This window comes from Streptomyces sp. NPDC058198, assembly GCF_042882605.1.
GTDB lineage: Bacteria > Actinomycetota > Actinomycetes > Streptomycetales > Streptomycetaceae > Streptomyces.
This window is the reverse complement of the sequence record NZ_JBHVVP010000002.1, coordinates 234,418-254,944: the sequence shown is the minus strand read 5'-3', so window position 1 is coordinate 254,944 and position 20,527 is coordinate 234,418. Positions and strand designations below refer to the sequence as shown.

Genomic DNA, 20,527 nt, shown 5'->3' with positions numbered 1-20,527 from the left:
ACTGGACCACTGGACCACTGCGGATACGCCCTGGCTAGCAGCTGTCTTCCGGCGTCGCCCGCAGATGGGACTCGGCCCACCGGGACAGTTCCTTCAGCGCGGGCTCCATCGCCGTCCCGGCCGCCGTCAGCCGGTACGCGACCCGCAGCGGCGGCCCCTCGTCGACCTCACGGACGACCAGGCCCGCCGCCGCCAGCTCGGTCAGCCGGTCCGAGAGCATGCGCTCGCTGATGCCCGGGATCGCCCGCCGCAGCTCCGCGAAGTAGACCGCCCGTCCCATGAGTACGGAAATGATCAGGCCGGTCCACCGCTTGCCGAGCAGCTCGAAGACGCGCGTGATGCCGATGTCGACCTTCTTGCACACGTGCTCGCCGGGGTCCGCCATATCCACAGAGTACTGGTTTCCGAGGGTGGGATGAAAAAAAGTAAGCGACTATGTTATCTATAGGTACGAACGGAACTTCCGTCCACACGTCGTCCCCGCGTCGTCCTACGTCGCCCCTACGCCGTCCCAGCACCCCCTTATGGAGACCGTCATGGCCACGCTTCTGCACATCGACTCCGCCGTCTTCCCCGAAGGCTCCGCCTCGCGCGACATCACCGCCGCGTTCGTCGAGTCCTGGCTGGAGCAGCACCCGGAGGGCAAGGTCGTCTACCGCGATCTCGCCGCCACCCCGCTGCCGCACCTCGACATCACCGCCGTCGTCGCCGGCCCGGAGAACGCGCTGCGCGCCGAACTCGCGGCCGAGCTGGCGGAGGCGGACGCCGTACTGATCGGCGCCCCGATGTACAACTTCACGATCTCGTCCACCCTGAAGGCATGGCTGGACCAGGTGATCATCGTCGGCCACAACGCGGGCCCCGACAGCACGGTGGGCGCCACCCCGTTCACGATCGTCGCCAGCCGCGGCGGCTCGTACGCTCCCGGCACCCCGCGCGAGGACTTCGAGTTCGTCCAGAACTACCTGGAGAAGGTGCTGACGGGCATGTTCGGCGCCACCGAGATCGACTTCATCGTTCCCGAGCTGACCCTGGCCCATTCCAGGCCGGAGATGGCCGAGTTCATCCCGCTCGCCGAGGCGTCCCGTACCAAGGCCCGCGAAGAGGCCACCCAGAAGGCCAAGGCCCTGGCCGCGCGCCTCGCCGCCTGAGCCTCACACACCCTCGCGAGCTGAGGCATATCTCCCCGCAGGCCCGGCCTCACGGGAGATATGTCTCACATCGCAGCGCTCCGGACAGCAGGGCACAATCAGGACACGATCCGGACGCGAAGACACAACGAAGAAGCCCCGTAGGTCGATGACCTACGGGGCTTCCATCTGTGCGCGAGGGGGGAGTTGAACCCCCACGCCCTTTCGGGCACTGGAACCTGAATCCAGCGCGTCTGCCTATTCCGCCACCCGCGCATTGGGTGTGCCGTTCGGTGCCTCACCTGCTGGTGTGTGCTCCTGGCGACATCGAGAAGATTAGCACGATGGGGAGGGTGGATTCACATCCGTTGTTTGGGCGACCCGACCGCGGAACAGGGAACGAACAACGGCCGCCCCCCACTCCTCCTGAGTGCACCCGGCGTGCGGGACACTGTCATGAGGCCGCCTCTACGATCCCTGTGAGAGGGGACACTCATCGACGGGGCAGACAAGGGGAACCAGCCGATTTCCCGACGCGTGGATACGATCAGTAAGCAGTACCAGGACGGCAACGACGGAGGAGGTGCCCCATGGGAGTCATGAAGCGTTTCGAGCAGCGTCTCGAAGGTCTGGTCAACGGCACCTTCGCGAAGGTGTTCAAGTCCGAGGTCCAGCCCGTCGAGATCGCGGGCGCCCTGCAGCGCGAATGCGACAACAACGCAACGATCTGGAACCGCGAGCGGACCGTCGTCCCCAATGACTTCATCGTGGAGCTGAGCACGCCCGACTACGAGCGCCTCAGCCCGTACTCCGGCCAACTCGGCGACGAACTGTCCGGGCTGGTCCGCGATTACGCGAAGCAGCAGCGCTACACGTTCATGGGCCCGATCAAGGTCCATCTGGAGAAGGCCGAGGACCTCGACACCGGTCTGTACCGGGTGCGCAGCCGCACCCTGGCGTCGAGTTCGTCACAGGCGCCCGAGCGCGGCCCTGTCTCCGCACCCGCTTCCCCCCGGGGCGGTGCCCCCAGCGGCTACGGCTACCCGCCCGCCGCGGTACCCCCCATGCCCGCCGCCCCGCCGCCCGGCGGCCACGGGCCCTCCGCGGGCCACACACCGCCCCCGGGCCACGGCGCCGGCCCGATGACACACGGCCAGGTACGCCGCTGGATCGAGATCAACGGCACCCGCCACCAGATCTCCCGTGCGACGCTGGTCATGGGGCGCAGCACCGACGCCGACGTCCGGATCGACGACCCCGGCGTATCGCGCCGCCACTGCGAGATCCGGACCGGAACGCCCTCGACGATCCAGGACCTCGGGTCCACCAACGGCATCGTGGTAGACGGACAGCACACCACCCGCGCTACGCTCCGCGACGGCTCGCGGATCGTCGTGGGCAATACCACCATCGTTTACAGGCAAGCCGAAGGGTGAAGCGGGGGCAATGTCAGAGCTGACCCTGACGGTCATGCGGCTAGGTTTTCTGGCCGTTCTGTGGCTGTTCGTGATCGTGGCCGTCCAGGTCATCCGCAGCGATCTGTTCGGAACACGCGTCACGCAGCGCGGCTCACGCCGCAGCGGCGAGGCCCGCCCGCAGCAGGCCCGCCAGAACGCGGCACCGCCCGCCCAGCGCCAGCAGCAGGGAAGCCGCCAGCGCCGCGGGGCACCCACCAAGCTGGTCGTCTCCGAGGGCACCCTCACCGGCACCACGGTGGCGCTCCAGGGGCAGACCATCACCCTGGGCCGCGCGCACGATTCAACGATCGTGCTGGACGACGACTACGCGTCCAGCAGGCATGCCAGGATCTACCCGGACCGTGACGGCCAGTGGATCGTCGAGGATCTCGGGTCCACCAACGGCACGTATCTCGACCGGACCCGACTCACCACCCCGACACCGATTCCGCTGGGCTCTCCGATTCGCATCGGCAAGACCGTCATCGAGCTGCGGAAGTAGTACGACAATGAGCGAGCGGAGCGAGCGAGCCGCAGCGGTCCGGACAGCGGACCGGAGCAGGCTCCCGACGGGAGGGTGGGCAGTGTGGCTCGAGACCGGCTGTACCCCGAGCCGACGGGTGAGGTGCGCATGAGTCTGTCTCTGCGTTTCGCCGCCGGATCGCACAAGGGCATGATCCGGGAAGGAAACGAGGACTCCGGCTACGCCGGCCCCCGGCTGCTGGCCATCGCCGACGGCATGGGCGGCCAGGCCGCCGGTGAGGTCGCCTCCTCCGAGGTGATCTCCACCCTCGTGCAGCTCGACGACGACGTGCCGGGATCGGACATCCTCACCTCGCTCGGAACCACCGTCCAGCGCGCCAACGACCAACTGCGGCTGATGGTCGAGGAGGACCCCCAGCTGGAGGGCATGGGCACCACGCTCACCGCCCTTCTCTGGACCGGCCAGCGGCTCGGCCTCGTCCATGTCGGCGACTCCCGCGCCTACTTGCTGCGCGACGGCGTACTGAGCCAGATCACCCAGGACCACACCTGGGTGCAGCGGCTGGTCGACGAGGGCCGGATCACCGAGGAAGAAGCCACCACCCACCCGCAGCGCTCCCTGCTGATGCGCGCGCTGGGCAGCGGCGACCATGTCGAGCCCGACCTCTCCATCCGCGAAGTCCGCGTCGGCGACCGCTACTTGATCTGCTCGGACGGCCTCTCCGGCGTCGTCTCCCACCAGACGATGGAAGAGACGCTCGCCAGCTACCAGGGCCCGCAGGAGACCATCCAGGCGCTCATCCAGCTCGCCCTGCGCGGCGGCGGACCCGACAACATCACCTGCATCGTGGCCGACGTCCTGGACGTCGAGTCCAACGACACCCTCGCCGGGCAGCTCAACGACACCCCGGTCGTCGTCGGCGCGGTCGCCGAGAACCAGCTCCCGCTGAGCTCCGCCGAGAACGCCGCCGCGATGCAGACCCCCGCGGGCCGCGCGGCCGGCCTCGGCCGCGCCGTACCGCAGCAGAGCGCCGGCGGCTTCGGCCCGCCCGGCAGCGGCGGCGACGGCGGCTACGGCGGCATGCCCCCCGAGGGCGGCTTCGGGGCCTACAGCGACGAGGACTTCGTCAAGCCGCGCCCGGGCCGCAAGTGGCTCAAGCGGTCGTTCTACCTCGTCCTCGCGCTGGCCGTCGTCGGCGGCGGTCTGTACGGCGGCTACCGCTGGACCCAGACCCAGTACTACGTGGGCGCCAACGAGAAGCACGTCGCCCTCTACCGGGGCATCAGCCAGGATCTGGCCTGGGTCTCCCTCTCGAAGGTCGAGAAGGACCACCCCGAGATCGAACTCAAGTACCTCCCGCCCTACCAGCGCAAGCAGGTCGAGGCCACCATCGCCGAGGGCAGCCTGGGCAATGGACGCGACAAGATCGAGGAACTCGCCACCCAGGCATCGGCCTGCAAGAAGGACGAGCAGCGCCGCCTGGCCGACCGCGAGGCCAATGTGATCACCGGCGAGGGAGAGGCCGGCGGCACGACCGGTACGAACACCTCTACCGGGACCACCGACATCAAGCCGAAAGCAGCGACTCCCACTCCGGGCCCCAGCCTCTCCGAAGAGGAGCAGAAAGTGGCCTCGAACTGCGGTAAGCAGCAGTAGCCGGCCGTAGGGGGCCTTTCACCACCATGAGCGTTGTCACCAACACGACCACCATCGGCGCGATCGAAGCACCGAGCCGCCGCAACACCGAACTGGGCCTGCTCGCCTTCGCCGTCGTCATCCCGGTCTTCGCGTACCTGAACGTGGGGCTCGCCCTCGACGGCAAGGTACCCACGGGGATGCTGGGCTACGGGCTCGGCCTCGGCCTGCTCGCCGGCGTCGCCCACCTCGTGGTGCGCAAATTCGCCCCCTACGCCGATCCGCTGCTGCTTCCTCTGGCGACGCTGCTCAACGGCCTCGGGCTGGTACTGATCTGGCGCCTCGACCAGTCCCGGCGGCTCATCCGGCTCGCCGAGACCGCCTACGGCGCCTTCAGTCCAGGCGCTCCGAAGCAACTCCTGTACTCGGCGATGGGCATCGCGCTCTTCGCCGCCGTACTGATGCTCCTCAAGGATCACCGCATCCTGCAGCGCTACACGTACATCTCCATGGCGCTGGCACTGGTCCTGCTCATCCTGCCGGTGTTCTTCCCTCCCCGGTTCGGCGCCAGGATCTGGATCACGATCGCCGGATTCTCCATCCAGCCCGGTGAGTTCGCGAAGATCCTCATCGCGATCTTCTTCTCCGGCTACCTCATGGTGAAGCGGGACGCCCTGGCCCTCGCCAGCCGCCGCTTCATGGGGATGTATCTGCCACGCGGCCGTGACCTGGGCCCCATCCTCGCCATCTGGGCGATGTCGATCCTGATCCTGGTCTTCGAGACGGACCTCGGCACGTCGCTGCTCTTCTTCGGCCTCTTCGTGATCATGCTGTACGTGGCGACCGAGCGAACCAGCTGGATCTTCTTCGGCCTGCTGATGTCGGCCGCCGGAGCCGTCGGCGTCGCCTCCTTCGAGTCACACGTCCAGGCCCGCGTCAACGCCTGGAGCGATCCCTTCGCCTGTTACAAGACGGACGGAGCCTGCCAGCAGATCGGTGACGCCCTGCTGTCCTTCGGCTCGGGCGGCACCCTCGGCACCGGACTCGGCCAGGGCAACTCCGACCTGATCGGCTTCGCCGCCAACGCCGACTTCATCCTCTCGACCGTCGGAGAGGAGCTCGGGCTCGCCGGCACGATGGCGTTCCTGCTGCTCTACGCGCTGATCGTGGAGCGAGGCGTACGTACCGCTCTCGCTGCCCGCGACCCATTCGGCAAGCTGCTCGCCATCGGGCTCTCCGGCGCCTTCGCCATCCAGGTGTTCGTTGTCGCGGGCGGCGTCATGGGCCTCATCCCGCTGACCGGTATGACCATGCCGTTCGTCGCGGCGGGTGGCTCCTCGGTCCTCGCCAACTGGGCCCTGATCGGTGTCCTGATCCGTATCAGCGACACCGCGCGCCGGCCCGCACCGGCCCCCGCCCCGTCACCCGACGCCGAGATGACCCAGGTGGTCCGACCGTGAACAAGCCCCTGCGACGCATCGCGATCTTCTGCGGGCTCCTCATGCTCGCCCTGCTGATCCGGGACAACTGGCTCCAGTACGCCCGCGCCGAGGAGCTGAACTCGCACAAGTACAACCGCCGAGTGCTCATCGAGCGGTACAGCAGCGAGCGCGGCAACATCATCGTCGACGGCAAGCCCATCACCGGCTCGACCAAGACGGACGACACCGACTTCGCCTACAAGCGCACCTATACCGACGGCCCCATGTGGGCACCCGTCACCGGCTACGCCTCACAGGCTTTCGACGCCAACCAGATCGAGAAGCTCGAGGACGGCATCCTCACCGGCAACGACGACCGGCTCTTCTTCGACCGCACCATGGGGATGTTCACGGGCAAGGAGAAGAAGGGCGGCAACGTCGTCACCACCCTCAACGGCGCCGCCCAGAAGGCCGCCTTCGAGGGCCTCGGCGACAAGAAGGGCGCCGTCGCCGCCCTTGACCCGCAGACGGGCAAGATCCTCGCCCTGGCCTCCACCCCCAGCTACGACCCCTCTTCCTTCGCGGGAAACAGCGACAAGGACACGAAGGCCTGGGTCGCCCTCGACAAGAAGAACAACCCCGACGACCCGATGCTCAACCGGGCCCTGCGCCAAACCTACCCGCCCGGCTCCACCTTCAAGGTGGTCACCGCGGCCGCCGCCCTGGAGCACGGCAAGGTCACGGACGTCGACGCGCCTACCGAGTCCCCGCTTCCCTGGACCATGCCCGGCACCACGACGCCGCTGCCGAACGAAGGCAACATCCCCTGCAAGAACGCCACGCTCCGTGAAGCGCTGCGCGTCTCCTGCAACACCGTCTTCGGCAAGCTGGGCGCGGACCTCGGCAAGGACAAGATGCTGGAGACCGCGAAGAAGTTCGGCTTCAACCAGGAGCACTTCACCCCGGTCCGCGCCGACGCCTCCATCTTCCCCGAGAAGCTGGACCCCTCACAGACCGCGCTGTCCTCCATCGGCCAGTTCGACACCCGCACCACCCCCCTCCAGATGGCCATGGTCGCCGCCGCCATCGCCAATGACGGCAAGCTGATGAAGCCGTACATGATCGACCAGCTCGGAGCGCCCAACCTGGACGTGCTCAGCAGGACCGAGCCCGAGGAGCTGAGCCGGCCGCTCAGCCAGGAGAACGCGCAGATGCTGCAGAGCATGATGGAGACTGTCGTCAAGACAGGTACGGGTACCAGGGCGCAGATTCCGAACGTGACGGTCGGCGGCAAGACCGGCACCGCCCAGCACGGCGAGAACAACAGCAAGAACCCGTACGCGTGGTTCATCTCGTACGCCAAGACGGACAGCGGCTCCCCGGTCGCCGTCGCGGTGGTCGTCGAGGACAGCAACGCCAGCCGCGACGACATCTCCGGTGGCGGCCTCGCAGCCCCCATCGCCAAGGACGTGATGAAGGCGGTCATCGACAGCAAGAAGTGACGCCGGTCACGGCTCACGTCCATACCCGCACAATGCGATACCGGTCGTATATCAGGTCACCGCTACGGGCGGATCGGATACGGCGTGCCCGGTAGCGTAGGCGCGAACAGCACACCGCCGGACCACACACCGGTGCGGTCAGGACTGACGGAGAGGGCTGGAACAGTTATGGAAGAGCCGCGTCGCCTCGGCGGCCGGTACGAGCTGGGCTCGGTGCTCGGCCGTGGTGGCATGGCGGAGGTCTACCTCGCGCATGACACCCGGCTCGGTCGCACCGTCGCCGTGAAGACGCTGCGGGCCGATCTCGCCCGCGACCCGTCCTTCCAGGCCCGGTTCCGCCGAGAGGCCCAGTCGGCCGCCTCGCTCAACCACCCGGCGATCGTCGCGGTGTACGACACGGGCGAGGACTACCTCGACGGAGTCTCCCTCCCGTACATCGTGATGGAGCACGTCGACGGCTCGACCCTGCGTGAGCTGCTGCACTCCGGGCGCAGACTGCTGCCCGAGCGCACGCTGGAGATGACCGTCGGCATCCTCCAGGCACTGGAGTACTCGCACCGCGCCGGCATCGTCCACCGCGACATCAAGCCGGCCAACGTCATGCTGACGCGCACCGGCCAGGTCAAGGTCATGGACTTCGGCATCGCCCGCGCCATGGGCGACTCCGGCATGACGATGACCCAGACCTCCGCCGTCATCGGCACCGCCCAGTACCTCTCCCCCGAGCAGGCCAAGGGCGAGCAGGTCGACGCGCGCTCCGACCTCTACTCCACCGGTTGCCTGCTCTACGAGCTGCTGACGGTCCGGCCTCCCTTCATCGGGGACTCCCCGGTCGCCGTCGCCTATCAGCATGTACGGGAGGAGCCGCAGCCGCCCAGCGTCTACGACCCCGAGATCACGCCCGAGATGGACGCGATCGTGCTGAAGGCCCTCGTCAAGGATCCGGACTACCGCTACCAGTCCGCCGACGAGATGCGCGCCGACATCGAGGCCTGCCTCGACGGCCAGCCCGTCGCGGCCACCGCGGCCATGGGCGCGGTCGGCTACGGCGGCGGGTACGGAGGCGGCTACGGCGGCCACGACAACCAGCAGACGACGGCGCTGCACCAGAACGACCCGGCGGGCCAGACGTCCATGCTGCCGCCGGTGAACCCGGACGAGGGCGGCTACGGCGGCTACGACGACCGCCCGGGGCGACGTCGGCAGCCCAAGAAGTCCAACACCTCGACGATATTGCTGGTGATCGCCGGCATCCTGGTGCTGGTCGGCGCGATCCTGATCGGCAGATCGGTCTTCAGCTCCAACGAGGGCCCGACTACGGTGACCGCCCCGCAGTTCGTCGGCAAGACGCTCGCCGAGGCCACGAAACTCGCGGGCAACGCGAGCGTGAAGGTCACCGAGTCCGGCTCGGAGCGCTGCGACGTCCCCAAGGGCTCCATCTGCAGCCAGGACCCCACCGAGGGCAGCAAGATGAACGAGGGCGACACCGTCCAGGTCGTCGTCTCCGAGGGCGCTCCCCAGATCAAGGTCCCCGACGTTACCGATAAAAAGGAACAAAAGGCGACAGAGATACTGGAGGACGACAAGTTCGTTGTCGATACCGTCCAGGAAGAGTCGGACGCGGAGCCCGGCACGGTGCTCAAGCAGAGCCCTGAGGGCGGCACGCAGGCCGAGAAGGGCACGACGGTCACGCTGACCATCGCGAAGAACACGCAGACCCCCGTTCCGAACGTGGTCGGGCAGCCGTTCGAGAACGCCAAGAACCAGCTCGAAACGCTGAAGTTCACCGTCGCGAAGACCGACGTGGACAGCGACCAACCCGCAGGCACGGTCGTTAAGCAGAGCCCCGACGGTGACACCAAGGCCGACAGGGGCTCGCAGATCACCCTGGAAGTCTCCAAGGGCCCGCAGCAGCAGATGGCGGCCGTGCCGGATCTGCGCGGAAAGACGCTCGGGGAGGCCAAGCAGCTGCTCGCGCAGGCCGGCCTTTCCATCGGCACCATCCAGGGACCGGGCGACGACAACGCGCGGGTCTTCAACCAGGACCAGCAAGCGGGCCAGCAGGTGCCCACGAGCACGCCCGTCAATGTCAGCACCGTCGGCGGTGGCGGCCCGGGCAACAACGACGGCCAGAACGGCGGAGGCTTCTTCGGCGGCCCGTCGGGCGCCAGCTCCCGCAACGACTGACGCACAGCCCGTACCGAACGGCCCCGGCACTCTCCACGAGTGCCGGGGCCTTTTCGGTCGTGTCTTCATATGTCCTGACTCGTTGGGCCGGATGGGGTGGAGTGTTGGGCTCCCTCCCAGCCCGGCCGGCCACTACGCGAGTAGAGGGACAGAACCATGATCAACGAAGCGATCCTGCTGGAGTCGAGGACGCTGCGCGAAGGCGTCGCGGAGCGGACGGATGTCCTCGACCGGGTCAAGGCACTCTCGCTCCTGCCCGACGGCATGCATGTGACGACGGCGATGGTCGCCGTCTACTTCCAGGTAGGTGTCAAGGCCATCGAGTCCCTGGTCCTGGACCACAGGGAGGAACTAGAAGCCAGCGGCTACCGCGTTTTGACAGGTGCACAACTGACCTCCTTCAAGGAGGTCTGTCAGATCCCGTCCCGCTCCCGTGCGCTCGCTCTGTACGCACGGCGTACCGTCCTGAACGTCGCCATGCTGCTCCGCGACAGCGAAGTCGCACGTCAGGTGCGTACGTACCTCCTGGACATGGAGTACGTCGCCCGGACTCAACCTGTGGATAACTCTGTCCACAGCCCCCTCTCCGACCCCCTCACCGACCTGGACGACCGCATCGACCAGCGCATCACCCACATCCTCGGCAAGGCCGTCGTGCCGATGTTCAACGCCCTCATCGAAACGTCCGGAGACCACCGCAGGGAGCTGATCTCCCTGCGCGACGACGTCCAGCGGGTCAAGCGAAAGCTCTGCCTCCACCACGCCCGGCTCCAACGCCTGGAGGCCCCCCGAGAGGACCGTCCGCTCGCCGGCGTCATGGCTGCCATGGACGCCATGAGCGGGTTCGAGTTCGAAGACCACGTCGCCACGCTGCTTCGCCGCGACGGCTGTACGGACGTCGTGGTCCGAGGCGGTCACGGCGACAGGGGCGTTGACATCACCGGGCGCACCGCCGACGGACGCAGCCTCGTCGTGCAATGCAAACGGCTCTCGCCGTTCCAGTCCATCACCAGTCCTGACGTGCAGAAGTTCCTCGGCTCGGCCAAGGTCCTGCACAAGGCGGAGATCGCCCTCTACGTGGCGACCTGCTCCTTCACCCGGGAGGCCCTGCTCATCGCCGCCGAGGGCGGTGTCACCGCCGTACACCGCGGCCTGCTGGAGGCCTGGAGTGCCGGAACGGAACTGCCCGTTCTGTAGGAGTCCCACAGCCCCGCCCAGGACGACAAAGGCCCGAAGTCGCAAGGATTGGTTGCGGCTTCGGGCCTCACGCATTCTATCGCTCAGCGCAGCTCCGGTGGGAGCGTGCGGTTTTTGTCGACCTTTTCGGTACGCGTCAGCTCCGCCCATACGATGTAGCGATAGTCCGACGTATAGATCGGCGTGCAGGTCGTCAGGGTGAGATAGCGGCCCGGCTTCTTCTTCCCCGACTCCTTCGGCACCGGCTTCAGCACGTCCACGTTGTACTTCGAGGTCTTCGGAAGCTCCTTGTAGACCTTGTAGATGTACCAGGTGTCGCGGGTCTCGAAGACGACCGGATCGCCCTTCTCGAGCTTGTGGATGTTGTGGAACTTCGCCCCGTGGCCGTCGCGGTGCGCGGCCAGCGTGAAGTTGCCCTCCTCGTCCCAGGGGAGCGCCGACTTGATCGGGTCGGTGTAGTAACCGGCGATCCCGTCGTTCAGCGCCGCGGGATCGGTGCCCTTCTTGACCAGCACCTCGCCGTTCTTCATCGCCGGGACGTGCAGAAAGCCGATGCCGTCCTTCGAGTCGAAGGACCGGGGAGTGCCGCCGGTGCCCTGTCGCGCCCAGCCGTGGCGTACGTCGTCGCCCTGCTTGGCGGCCTCGCGGTCGGCCAGGACATTCGTCCACCACAGCGAGTACGCGACAAAAAGGCCCAGCACCACGCCCGCGGTGATGAGCAGCTCGCCGAAGACGCTGATCGCGGCCGCGATACGGCTCCGAGGCCGGCGGGCCGGAGCCGGGACCGGGTCCGACGGTGGCGGCGCGTCAGTCTGCTCGTCGTGTTCGGTCCTCGCTGCCACCGCACCCGTCCCCGTCCCTGTCGTGATTCCGGTCGCCTCAGCCGACGAGAGCGTCGGGCTTGCCCTTGCTGCGTGGCCGTTCGTCCACCATCTTGCCCCACACGATCATGCGATAGGTACTGGTGAACTCCGGGGTACAGGTCGTCAGCGTGATGTAGCGACCGGGCTGCGTGAACCCCGAACCCGGCGGCACCGGACGGATCACACTCACATTCGACGGCGGCGTCTGCGGCAGGATGCTCGCCATGTCGTACGTGTAGTACGCGTCCTGCGTCTCGACGATGATCTCGTCACCGGGCTTCAGCTGGTTGATGTAGCGGAACGGCTCGCCATGGGTGTTGCGGTGCCCGGCCACCGCGAAGTTGCCCTGCTTGTCGGCGGGCATCGCCGTCTTGAGACTGCCCTCCGAGTAGTGCCCGACCATGCCGTGGTCCAGGACCTTCGCCTTGCTGATGCCCTCGGCGATCGGCACCACGACATCCAGCTTGGGAATGTGCAGGATGGCGAAGCCCTGACCGGGCTCGAAGACGCCGGGCTGCCGCCCCTTCGCCCAGCCGTCCTGGATCTTGTTCGTCTCCTGGCCCGCGTACTGACCGGCCCGGATGTTCGTCCACCACAGCTGATAGGTGACGAACAGCAGCATCAGGACACCGAACGTGATGAACAGCTCGCCCACCACCCGGCTGGCGATGACCGCGGGGCTCTCCTTGCTCGCACGCGCCGCACGGCGCGCTTCGACGCGGGAGAGCGGCCGGGAGGGCGCCGGCTCCTCGGAGTCGAGCTCGGGACCGGCCGCCGAGGGGTCGGGGCGCTTACGGCCCCGGCCGCCCTTGGCGGCCTTGCGGCGCTCGGCACGGCCGCCCGTAGGCGGCTCCGCGTCCTCCCACTCGGAACCGGCCCCGGACGCGGACGAGACCTCAGCCCCGGATCCCGCGCCGGACGCGGCCCCGGATCCGGCCTCCGGCTCGGCCGCGCGGCGCGTGTCCACCGTACGGAGACCGACCGTCCGGTCGTCCATCGCAGGCCGGGCCGCCGGCCCAGGCACGGACACCGGCTCGGGCGCGATCTCGGGCCCGGTCTCGGGCTCGGTCTCGGGAACAGGCACCGGCGACGGACCCGGCGCGATCTGCCCCTCCGCGTAGTACGGGGTGCCCGCCGACCACTCCTGCTGCTCGCCCGGGGCCCGCTGCGCCTCCTGGGCCCCCTGACCGCCCTCCGCCGCGTACTGCTGGTAGTAGTCACCGGACCACTCGGGCTCCCGGGCCGGGACCTCCTCGGCGCGGACCCACTGCGCCCCGCCCTGCGGCCCCTGCTGCCCTTGGTGCTCCCCCTGCTGCGGCCCCCGGTGACGCCCCTGGCGCCGCGCCTGCCTGCTTCCGGGAAGCGGATCGTTCAACGGGTCCGCCAGCCCGTCCACCGCCGCCTCGAACGCGCCGGAGTCCCCGTACGCCCCTTCCTCGTACGAGCCTCCGTGTCCTGCGTCGTGTTCGGGGCGGAGTGCCGTCACGCGAGCGCCTTGCCCACCACCGGCGCCAGTCCCGTCGACCGGCCGACCGCGCCCGGATCGCCGCACTGCGCGAGCCAGTTGGCCAGCATCAGATGGCCATGCTCGGTGAGGACCGACTCGGGGTGGAACTGCACACCCTCGACGGGCAGTTCACGGTGGCGTACGCCCATGATGATGCCGTCCGCGGTCCGCGCCGTGACCTCCAGCTCGGCCGGGAGCGCCCCGGGCTCCGCCGCGAGCGAGTGATAGCGGGTCGCGGTGAAGGGCGAAGGCAGCCCGGCGAAAACGCCCTTGCCCTCGTGCGTGACGAGGGACGTCTTGCCGTGCAGCAGCTCGGGCGCGCGGCCGACGACACCGCCGTACGCCACCGCCATCGACTGCATGCCGAGGCAGACACCGAAGACGGGGACGCCGGTCGCGGCGCAGTGACGCACCATCTCGACGCATACACCGGCCTGTTCGGGCGTGCCGGGGCCGGGGGAGAGCAGGACGCCGTCGAAGCCGTCCTGGGCGTGGGAGGTGGCCACCTCGTCGTTGCGCAGCACCTCGCACTCGGCGCCGAGCTGGTAGAGGTACTGGACGAGGTTGAAGACAAAGCTGTCGTAGTTGTCGACGACAAGGATGCGCGCGCTCATCCGGCGGCCCCCGGTCCGTCGACCGTCACATCGTTGAACGGCAGCAGCGGCTCCGCCCACGGGAAGACGTACTGGAAGAGCACATAGACGACGGCCAGCGCCAACACCAGCGAGAGCGCCGCCCGCAGCCACACGTTGCCCGGCAGATGCCGCCAGATCCAGCCGTACATGCTGTCCCTTCCGTTCGGTGCCGCCCCAGGCGGTACGGCACCAGACTAAAGGGCCGCAGGGGCACATGGGCGGCGCATGGGGCAGCTAGCACGGAGGTTCGAGCTTGCTGTTCGTCACAGCCGCCGACCGGTTCGACGTCCAGCCGAACGTCTACTCGAGGTCCACTCGATCTCTACTCGACAGGTTTCGCGTTGTGGAGCTCCACCGCGCCCGAGTACCCGGGGAGCGTCTCCTTGCCGTGCTCGTCGACCTTCCAGCCGAGGCCGTACGCCTTGACGTACAGCTGGTAGTTCTGGATCGCCGGGGAGTCGGTGAGGGCCTGGCGGAGCTTGCCGCGGTCGCCGACAGCGGTGATCTTGTACGGCGGGGAGTAGACCCGGCCCTGCAGGATCAGCGTGTTGCCCACGCACCGCACCGCGCTGGTGGAGATCAGCCGCTGGTCCATGACGCGGATACCCTGCGCGCCGCCCTGCCACAGGGCGTTGACCACGGCCTGCAGATCCTGCTGATGGATGACGAGGTCGTTGGGCTGCGGCTCGGGATATCCGGGATTCGCGGTGGCGTTCTGCGGGGCGTCGTCGAGAGTGACGGTGAGAGCCTGGCCGGTGATCTTTTTGGTGCCCGCGGCGTTCTCCAGGGCGCGCAGCTTGGCGTCCTCGGCCGCGGTGGAGCCGTCGTCGCGCCGGACGAGGGCGTCGATGTCCTGGCGCACCACGGCGGTGGATTCGCCCAGCTCAGCGTTCTTGCGGTCGCGCTCATGGATCAGGTCGGAGAGCTTCAGCAGCGAGGCGTCGGTGCGGATGTTCGTGCCCTTGGCCGTGTTGAAGCTGGTCACGAAGATCAGGCCGGCGAGCGCGAAGACGGCAGCCGTGAGCAGCCGGACCGGCCGCCCGATCGATCGGCGAACCGGCCCTGGGGGAGAGTCGGCAGAATTGCTCAACGTACCCTTATCTCCTTAGGCGCCGCGGAAGCACTACGCTAACGGACGCCCGGGGGCGGTGGTGTTCGCCCTGCTCTCCGCCCCGGAACCCCGTTACAGTTCCCCTGCGCGGTCACGCAGCGCATCGACAGGAGAGTCCCTCGTGCCGAAGTCACGTATCCGCAAGAAGGCCGACTTCACGCCGCCCCCGGCGGCGAAGCAGGCAACGAACATCAGGCTGACCAATCGGAGCTGGGTGGCTCCGGTCATGCTCGCCATGTTCCTGATCGGACTCGCCTGGATCGTCGTCTTTTATGTGACCGAGGGCGATCTCCCGCTGGAGAGCTTCGGAAACTGGAACATCGTGGTCGGGTTCGGCTTCATCGCCGCCGGTTTCGGTGTCTCCACCCAATGGAAGTAGCCGGTCCACCACCCGGCCGTCAAGCTCTCCCCTGACTTATCCACAGCGTTGTCCACAGCCAGGGGAAAAGTTAAGACGATCTGTGGATAACTCCACGGAATGTTGACGCCGGTGTGACTGCGTCCGCCGTTCTGATGACACGGTCGCCCCTTGTCGCTGCTGGTCAAACCCACATTGGCGACAAGGGGCACTGATGTTCCCCACAGGATGCACAAGATCCGGCACACACTGTGGACAACTCATGTGTACGGGCCGTCTTCCCGGCGTCACACTCAGCTGACGGCGCTTAGCTGACGGCGCTCGGTGCTCGGTGCTCGGCGCTCACATCAGCGAAGTCAGCGAGGCCGTTCTGGCCACGACGATCACGATCGTCGCCACCAGCACCAGCGCACAGGTCCCGTACTGCACGAGGGCCCGGTGCTGGCGTGGCGCGTGCACCATGCCGATGGCGACCAGCGTGCCCGCCACCAGGCCGCCGACGTGAGCCTGCCAGGCGATACCGGGCCAGGTGAAGGTGAAGAGCAGGTTCAGCGCCAGCAGGGCGAAGACCGGCCGCATGTCGTAGTTGAGCCGGCGCATCAGTACGGCGGTGGCGCCGAGCAGCCCGAAGATGGCACCGGAGGCGCCCAGCGAGGCCTCGTTCGGCGCGGCGACGAGATAGGTGAGGGCGCTGCCGGCCAGTCCGGAGAGCAGGTAGAGGGCCAGGAAGCGGACGCGGCCGAGCGCCGCCTCCAGCGGCCCGCCGAGCCACCACAGGCCCAGCATGTTGAAGGCGATGTGCCACACCTCTTGGTGCAGGAACATCGCGGTGACCAGCCGGTACCACTCGCCGTCCGCGACGCCGACCTCTTGGCGGAGTTCGGGATTGAAGGCACGACCGACGAGGTCGAGATCGTCAACCAGGCGATAGTGATCGCCCACCACCAGGACGGCGACGAAGACCGCGACATTGATGCCCAGCAGGATCTTGGTGATCAGCCGGGGGTCGGCCGCGATCGTGCCGCCGACGAGGGTGCGCGGCCGGTTGGCGGTGGGCGAGTGTCCCGTACCGGAACCCTGCCGTACGCACTCCGGGCACTGGAACCCCACGGAGGCGCTGACCATGCACTCGGGACAGATGGGGCGCTCGCAGCGGGTGCAGCTTATGCCGGTCTGCCGGCCCGGATGCCGGTAGCAGCTGGGCCGGCCGTCGGTGACGGCGTGCTGATCCTGGCCTCCAGGGCCTCCTGGCGGGTTGTCCATCGGTCCCCTCGGTCCTCGTGACGGCGGACGGCACACAGCGCACCGCCCCGCCCGTCCGGTATGTAACCACTACGGACGGGCAGGGCGGGAAGGTTCCCCGGATCCGGGGAACCGAACAGGCTGTGAGCGGTCAGCGGGTCTCGATGACGACCGACTCGATCACCACGTCCTGCACCGGACGGTCGGTGCGCGGGTTGGTCTGGATGCCGCCGATGGCGTCCACGATCTTCTTGCCGGACTCGTTGCTGACCTCACCGAAGATGGTGTGCTTGCGGGTCAGCCAGGCCGTCGGCGAGACGGTGATGAAGAACTGCGAGCCGTTGGTGCCCGGGCCCGCGTTGGCCATGGCCAGCAGGTACGGCTTGTCGAAGGCGAGGTCCGGGTGGAACTCGTCCTCGAACTCGTAGCCCGGACCGCCGGTGCCGTTGCCCAGCGGATCCCCGCCCTGGATCATGAACCCGCTGATCACACGGTGGAAGATGGTGCCGTCGTACAACCTGCCCGTCGTCTTCTTACCGCTCGCCGGGTCGGTCCACTCCCGCTCGCCCTGGGCGAGCTCGACAAAGTTCTTGACCGTCTTCGGCGCGTGGTTCGGCAGAAGCCGGATCTCGATGTCGCCGTGGTTGGTCTTCAGGGTGGCGTAAAGCTGCTCGGCCACGATCTGCCTTCCGTAAGTCTTCTCTGACTCTCACGATCCTCGCACGGACGGCATGCCTGTTGCCCGGCCGCTGCCCCGGAACGGGCTTTGCGCCCGTCTTGGGGCGGTTTCGGGGCCGGATGGAGGCATGAGCGGATCGGGATCGGATCAGGATCGGAACCGGATCGGACCGGTGCGCAACCGGACCGGGATCGGGGGATCAGGATCGGGATCAGGGCAGGCGTCAGTCAGGCTCGGCGGCGGAATCACGCATGACGGCGGCCCGTGGCGGACAGGCGAAGAAAAGGACGGCCGAATCGCGCCGGGACCGGGGCATGCCGGAGCCGGGCGTGGCAGTGTCGTCCAGGAGCTCCCATTGGGCTCACATTGGGCAGCAATGCCCGAGCATCGCCCTATATCGCCATCCATGACCCGGATGCCCGCACCGCATGCCGAGATCGCGCCCAGCGGGCATGATTTCGAAAAGGGTGGATAGGCGAAATACCGAACGCCACCGAGGAGGATGATCCTGTGACCCGCATGGACAGCGTGCGCGCCGCTACCGGTTCGGCGAAGGAGAGCGTGCAGCACGCCGCGGAAGCGGTGGCCCCCTACGCCGGTACGGCCAAGGAGCAGGCCGCTCTATATGCCAACGAGGCGCGCGTACGGCTCGCCCCGACGATGTCTAAGGCCGCCCAGCAGGCTCGTATTCAGTACGGCGCCCGGGTGGCGCCGCATGTACCCCATGTGCCCCCAAAGATCGATGACGCGGCTCACCGTGCTGCCGTCCGCACCCGCAAGGCCGCCCGTCAGGCGGCGGATTACACGGTGCCGCGGGTCGAGCACGCGGTGGCCACCGCTCAGCCGGTGGCGGAGCAGGCCGCGGCACGTTCCGCGGCCGCCCTGGCCGCTCTGCGCGGACAGGTCACGGCGAAAGAGATCCAGAAGCTGGTGAGGAAGCATGAGCGGCGGGCCAGGGCCGGACGGCTGGCCAAGGGGCTCGCGCTCCTCGGTGTGCTGGCCGGTGGGACCTTCGCCGCGTGGAAGTGGTGGGACAAGCAGGCAAATCCGGACTGGCTGGTGGAACCGCCGGCTGCTACCGAGGTGTCGGATCGTGCTCCGCTGTCGTCCGTCGACGGCAGCCAGGGTGTGATCGATCCGCTCGATCCGGAGGTACAGGCCAAGCAGGATGAGTCGGAGACGGATCGGGACCGGGACGATCGTCCCTGATCACGGACCGCTTTTTCTGGGCGTGGCATGCGTGCGGTCGGTGACATGCGTGGCATGCACTGCGTTCGTGACATTCGTGGCATTCGTGGCACGAGAGGCGTGCCGGGTTCGGTGAGGCGCCGGGAGACCATCGGGGATCCCGGCGCCTTACGCCGCGAGGAGTGCGGCATCCGCCGCGTACGCCGCGTAGGCGGCCTCACGTGCCGCGCCGGCCCGGGCTACGGCGTCATCCAGCATGTCGGCGGGCAGATGACGGACCGAAGGTGACGCACCGTGCGCCTCGGCGTGGATACGCTGCTTGATCGTGGGCGGCAGCGACCGGTCGCGTGGCAGTGACCGTGGCACCCCCGCTCTGGCTGTCATGGCCTCGGCGGCCCGGTGCGGGGCGACAGGCGCCGGCACGGGCTGCTCGGTCGGCTGCTGTGCGGCGGCGCCGGCGGCCGCTGCCGGGGCGGTCAGCCCCAGGGAGGCAAGCACCGCGAAGAACGCGGTGATGAAGACGGTCCACAGTTTCTTGACCTTGAAGGCGGCCATGACCCCTCGCTTTCGGGTTGGGCGATCTGCATACCTTCCTCATGATGTGGACGCATGTCGGGAATCCACGGAGCTACGCCGCCGCCTCACAGTTCTTCGGATGAACACCACTCGTACGGTCCAACCGGCCCCTGAGAGCCGGTCGTCGACCGCCCCGTCGTGCCTCGACTGGCGCTCAGCTCAGCCTGACGTTATGAGCGAGGGATCACCGCGGGGTGAGTGTCTCCGGGCCCGCAGGCTGCCCTGAAACCGCAGGCAGCGGGGATACCGGAGTACGGACGCCACCGCCTGAGGGGAGCGCGGCGCGAGAAAGTGGCGCTGCCGGCCCGGCCGAGTCCGGACTGTTGCACCCGGCTGGAGCAGGGCCGCGAGAAACAGCGCACGCCTTGTCCTGCCGTCATGGACCGGCGCCGTCACCGTGGCCGGCCCGGCAGCGACGGGCTCGCCCTCGGTGTGCGGTTGCCGTGCCGCCGAGGATGTGGTTACGCCCGGCCGCAGGTGCGCAGTAAATTAAGAAAAGCGTTTCATCATGAGTTCAATGAATTCATTGACAATTCCTCGCCGCCCCGAGGAGTATCGAAAGGACCGCACAATTCGACGCACTCATTGAATTCTGGGGGACTTCCGATGAAACGAGCAATGGGAATCACGCTGGCCACCGTCGCCCTCGCGGCCGGGGCCACGGTGGCGGGTGCGACAGCACCCACCGAGGCGGCGGAAGCGGCAGTGGCCTGCGGTTCCGGCATGGTCTGCATCTACCCGCAGACGAACTACGGGGGCGTGCCGTACGTCCGACGCGGATCCGACGGGGGCGCGCGCTTCCACAACCAGCCCATCAACGACAATACTTTTTCGGTTATCAACAATTCCGGCCGTACCGCGCGGATCTACCGGAACAGTTTGTACGGCGGATCGCACACCTGTATCCAGCCCGGCGGCCGTATCGCCGATCTGCAGAGTTACTCCGTCGGCCGCTGGGGATCGTCCATGCGTATCAATGACAACAATTGCGGCTGAGGTCCGGCTCCCGAGCCGCTTCGCTCTCGGACCGCCCGCTACCGACCGCCCGCTCGCTGACGGTGACACTGGCGCCCCACACACGAAGAGCTCCCCTGACCCGCGTTTCCGCAGGCCAGGGGAGCTCTCTCGTACCGTGGAGCCTAGGAGAGTCGAACTCCTGACATCTGCCATGCAAAGACAGCGCTCTACCAACTGAGCTAAGGCCCCGGGAACGGGTGGGTACGGCCGAGCAGTCAGGAACGGCTCGTCCATCACCGGGGACCAGAGTACCGGGTGTACCCCGTGATTCCGCAAAAAGATGGGACTCCCCGTGCGCGACCACGCTCCGTAAGATGCCCCACGAGGTTCGCAGCAGC

20 protein-coding genes and 2 tRNA genes are annotated in these 20,527 nt (G+C 67.8%); 11 read left to right on the top strand and 11 right to left on the bottom strand.

The window, feature by feature from the left end; translation table 11 throughout:
• Positions 1–34 precede the first annotated feature (34 nt).
• Positions 35–385 carry a winged helix-turn-helix transcriptional regulator gene (locus ACFVWW_RS09660; protein WP_384178415.1) on the bottom strand — a complete coding sequence of 117 codons (351 nt, stop codon included), beginning with the start codon at positions 383–385 and terminating at the stop codon, positions 35–37.
• Between the two features lie 151 nt (positions 386–536).
• On the opposite strand from ACFVWW_RS09660, the gene ACFVWW_RS09655 reads away from it, so the two are divergent.
• Positions 537–1,151 (top strand): FMN-dependent NADH-azoreductase, encoded by a 615-nt coding sequence (locus ACFVWW_RS09655; protein ID WP_384178412.1) that lies wholly within the window; start codon positions 537–539, stop codon positions 1,149–1,151.
• Positions 1,152–1,322: 171 nt separating this feature from the next.
• Here ACFVWW_RS09655 and ACFVWW_RS09650 read toward each other — a convergent pair.
• Positions 1,323–1,406, bottom strand: a tRNA-Leu gene (locus tag ACFVWW_RS09650).
• A 314-nt stretch (positions 1,407–1,720) separates the two neighbouring features.
• Here ACFVWW_RS09650 and ACFVWW_RS09645 point away from each other — a divergent pair.
• From ACFVWW_RS09645 to ACFVWW_RS09615, 7 genes are all read left to right on the top strand, one after another.
• Positions 1,721–2,566 carry an FhaA domain-containing protein gene (locus tag ACFVWW_RS09645; protein WP_386877039.1) on the top strand — a complete coding sequence of 282 codons (846 nt, stop codon included), beginning with the start codon at positions 1,721–1,723 and terminating at the stop codon, positions 2,564–2,566.
• Between the two features lie 10 nt (positions 2,567–2,576).
• The gene (locus tag ACFVWW_RS09640; RefSeq protein ID WP_384328831.1) at positions 2,577–3,089 is read left to right on the top strand and encodes an FHA domain-containing protein; all 513 of its coding nucleotides are present in this window, start codon (positions 2,577–2,579) and stop codon (positions 3,087–3,089) included.
• Between the two features lie 129 nt (positions 3,090–3,218).
• Complete coding sequence (locus ACFVWW_RS09635; protein ID WP_384178404.1) at positions 3,219–4,727, top strand: PP2C family protein-serine/threonine phosphatase; 1,509 nt, start codon at positions 3,219–3,221, stop codon at positions 4,725–4,727.
• Between the two features lie 26 nt (positions 4,728–4,753).
• Entirely contained in the window at positions 4,754–6,166 is a 1,413-nt protein-coding gene (locus tag ACFVWW_RS09630; RefSeq protein ID WP_384178401.1) for an FtsW/RodA/SpoVE family cell cycle protein, read from the top strand.
• The gene (locus ACFVWW_RS09625; RefSeq protein ID WP_384178398.1) at positions 6,163–7,629 is read left to right on the top strand and encodes a peptidoglycan D,D-transpeptidase FtsI family protein; all 1,467 of its coding nucleotides are present in this window, start codon (positions 6,163–6,165) and stop codon (positions 7,627–7,629) included. The genes ACFVWW_RS09630 and ACFVWW_RS09625 overlap by 4 nt, the downstream gene beginning before the upstream one ends.
• 168 nt (positions 7,630–7,797) lie before the next feature.
• Positions 7,798–9,816: a Stk1 family PASTA domain-containing Ser/Thr kinase gene (gene pknB, locus ACFVWW_RS09620; RefSeq protein ID WP_384328839.1), complete on the top strand. Its 2,019-nt coding sequence runs from the start codon at positions 7,798–7,800 to the stop codon at positions 9,814–9,816.
• Positions 9,817–9,972: 156 nt separating this feature from the next.
• Positions 9,973–11,013, top strand: a complete 1,041-nt coding sequence (locus ACFVWW_RS09615) for a restriction endonuclease (RefSeq protein WP_384328841.1) — start codon at positions 9,973–9,975, stop codon at positions 11,011–11,013.
• Positions 11,014–11,096: 83 nt separating this feature from the next.
• On the opposite strand, the gene ACFVWW_RS09610 is transcribed toward ACFVWW_RS09615, so the two are convergent.
• The 5 genes from ACFVWW_RS09610 to ACFVWW_RS09590 form a co-directional block, all read right to left on the bottom strand.
• Complete coding sequence (locus ACFVWW_RS09610) at positions 11,097–11,855, bottom strand: class E sortase (RefSeq protein WP_384178389.1); 759 nt, start codon at positions 11,853–11,855, stop codon at positions 11,097–11,099.
• Between the two features lie 37 nt (positions 11,856–11,892).
• Positions 11,893–13,362: a class E sortase gene (locus tag ACFVWW_RS09605; protein WP_384328844.1), complete on the bottom strand. Its 1,470-nt coding sequence runs from the start codon at positions 13,360–13,362 to the stop codon at positions 11,893–11,895.
• Complete coding sequence (locus ACFVWW_RS09600) at positions 13,359–13,997, bottom strand: aminodeoxychorismate/anthranilate synthase component II (protein WP_384178383.1); 639 nt, start codon at positions 13,995–13,997, stop codon at positions 13,359–13,361. The genes ACFVWW_RS09605 and ACFVWW_RS09600 overlap by 4 nt, the downstream gene beginning before the upstream one ends.
• A complete protein-coding gene (locus tag ACFVWW_RS09595; protein ID WP_384178380.1) occupies positions 13,994–14,167 on the bottom strand; it encodes a hypothetical protein in 174 nt (57 codons plus the stop codon). The genes ACFVWW_RS09600 and ACFVWW_RS09595 overlap by 4 nt, the downstream gene beginning before the upstream one ends.
• A gap of 173 nt (positions 14,168–14,340) precedes the next feature.
• On the bottom strand, positions 14,341–15,108 hold the full coding sequence (locus ACFVWW_RS09590) for a DUF881 domain-containing protein (protein ID WP_384328847.1): 768 nt from the start codon (positions 15,106–15,108) through the stop codon (positions 14,341–14,343).
• A gap of 142 nt (positions 15,109–15,250) precedes the next feature.
• Here ACFVWW_RS09590 and crgA point away from each other — a divergent pair, with 142 nt between their 5' ends.
• Positions 15,251–15,508 (top strand): cell division protein CrgA, encoded by a 258-nt coding sequence (gene crgA, locus ACFVWW_RS09585; RefSeq protein ID WP_384178374.1) that lies wholly within the window; start codon positions 15,251–15,253, stop codon positions 15,506–15,508.
• Between the two features lie 321 nt (positions 15,509–15,829).
• Here crgA and ACFVWW_RS09580 read toward each other — a convergent pair whose 3' ends face one another.
• Positions 15,830–16,750, bottom strand: coding sequence for a rhomboid family intramembrane serine protease (locus tag ACFVWW_RS09580; protein WP_384328850.1), 921 nt, complete (start codon positions 16,748–16,750; stop codon positions 15,830–15,832).
• A gap of 130 nt (positions 16,751–16,880) precedes the next feature.
• On the bottom strand, positions 16,881–17,408 hold the full coding sequence (locus tag ACFVWW_RS09575) for a peptidylprolyl isomerase (RefSeq protein WP_384178368.1): 528 nt from the start codon (positions 17,406–17,408) through the stop codon (positions 16,881–16,883).
• 510 nt (positions 17,409–17,918) lie between these two features.
• On the opposite strand from ACFVWW_RS09575, the gene ACFVWW_RS09570 reads away from it, so the two are divergent.
• Positions 17,919–18,617, top strand: a complete 699-nt coding sequence (locus ACFVWW_RS09570) for a DUF5324 family protein (RefSeq protein WP_384178365.1) — start codon at positions 17,919–17,921, stop codon at positions 18,615–18,617.
• Between the two features lie 147 nt (positions 18,618–18,764).
• On the opposite strand, the gene ACFVWW_RS09565 is transcribed toward ACFVWW_RS09570, so the two are convergent.
• Positions 18,765–19,151 carry a DUF6344 domain-containing protein gene (locus ACFVWW_RS09565; RefSeq protein ID WP_384178362.1) on the bottom strand — a complete coding sequence of 129 codons (387 nt, stop codon included), beginning with the start codon at positions 19,149–19,151 and terminating at the stop codon, positions 18,765–18,767.
• Between the two features lie 639 nt (positions 19,152–19,790).
• Here ACFVWW_RS09565 and ACFVWW_RS09560 point away from each other — a divergent pair.
• Positions 19,791–20,168 (top strand): peptidase inhibitor family I36 protein, encoded by a 378-nt coding sequence (locus ACFVWW_RS09560; RefSeq protein WP_386877033.1) that lies wholly within the window; start codon positions 19,791–19,793, stop codon positions 20,166–20,168.
• Positions 20,169–20,305: 137 nt separating this feature from the next.
• Here the strand turns inward: ACFVWW_RS09560 and ACFVWW_RS09555 are convergent.
• Positions 20,306–20,378: transfer RNA gene (locus tag ACFVWW_RS09555), tRNA-Ala, on the bottom strand.
• Between the last annotated feature and the right edge of the window lie 149 nt (positions 20,379–20,527).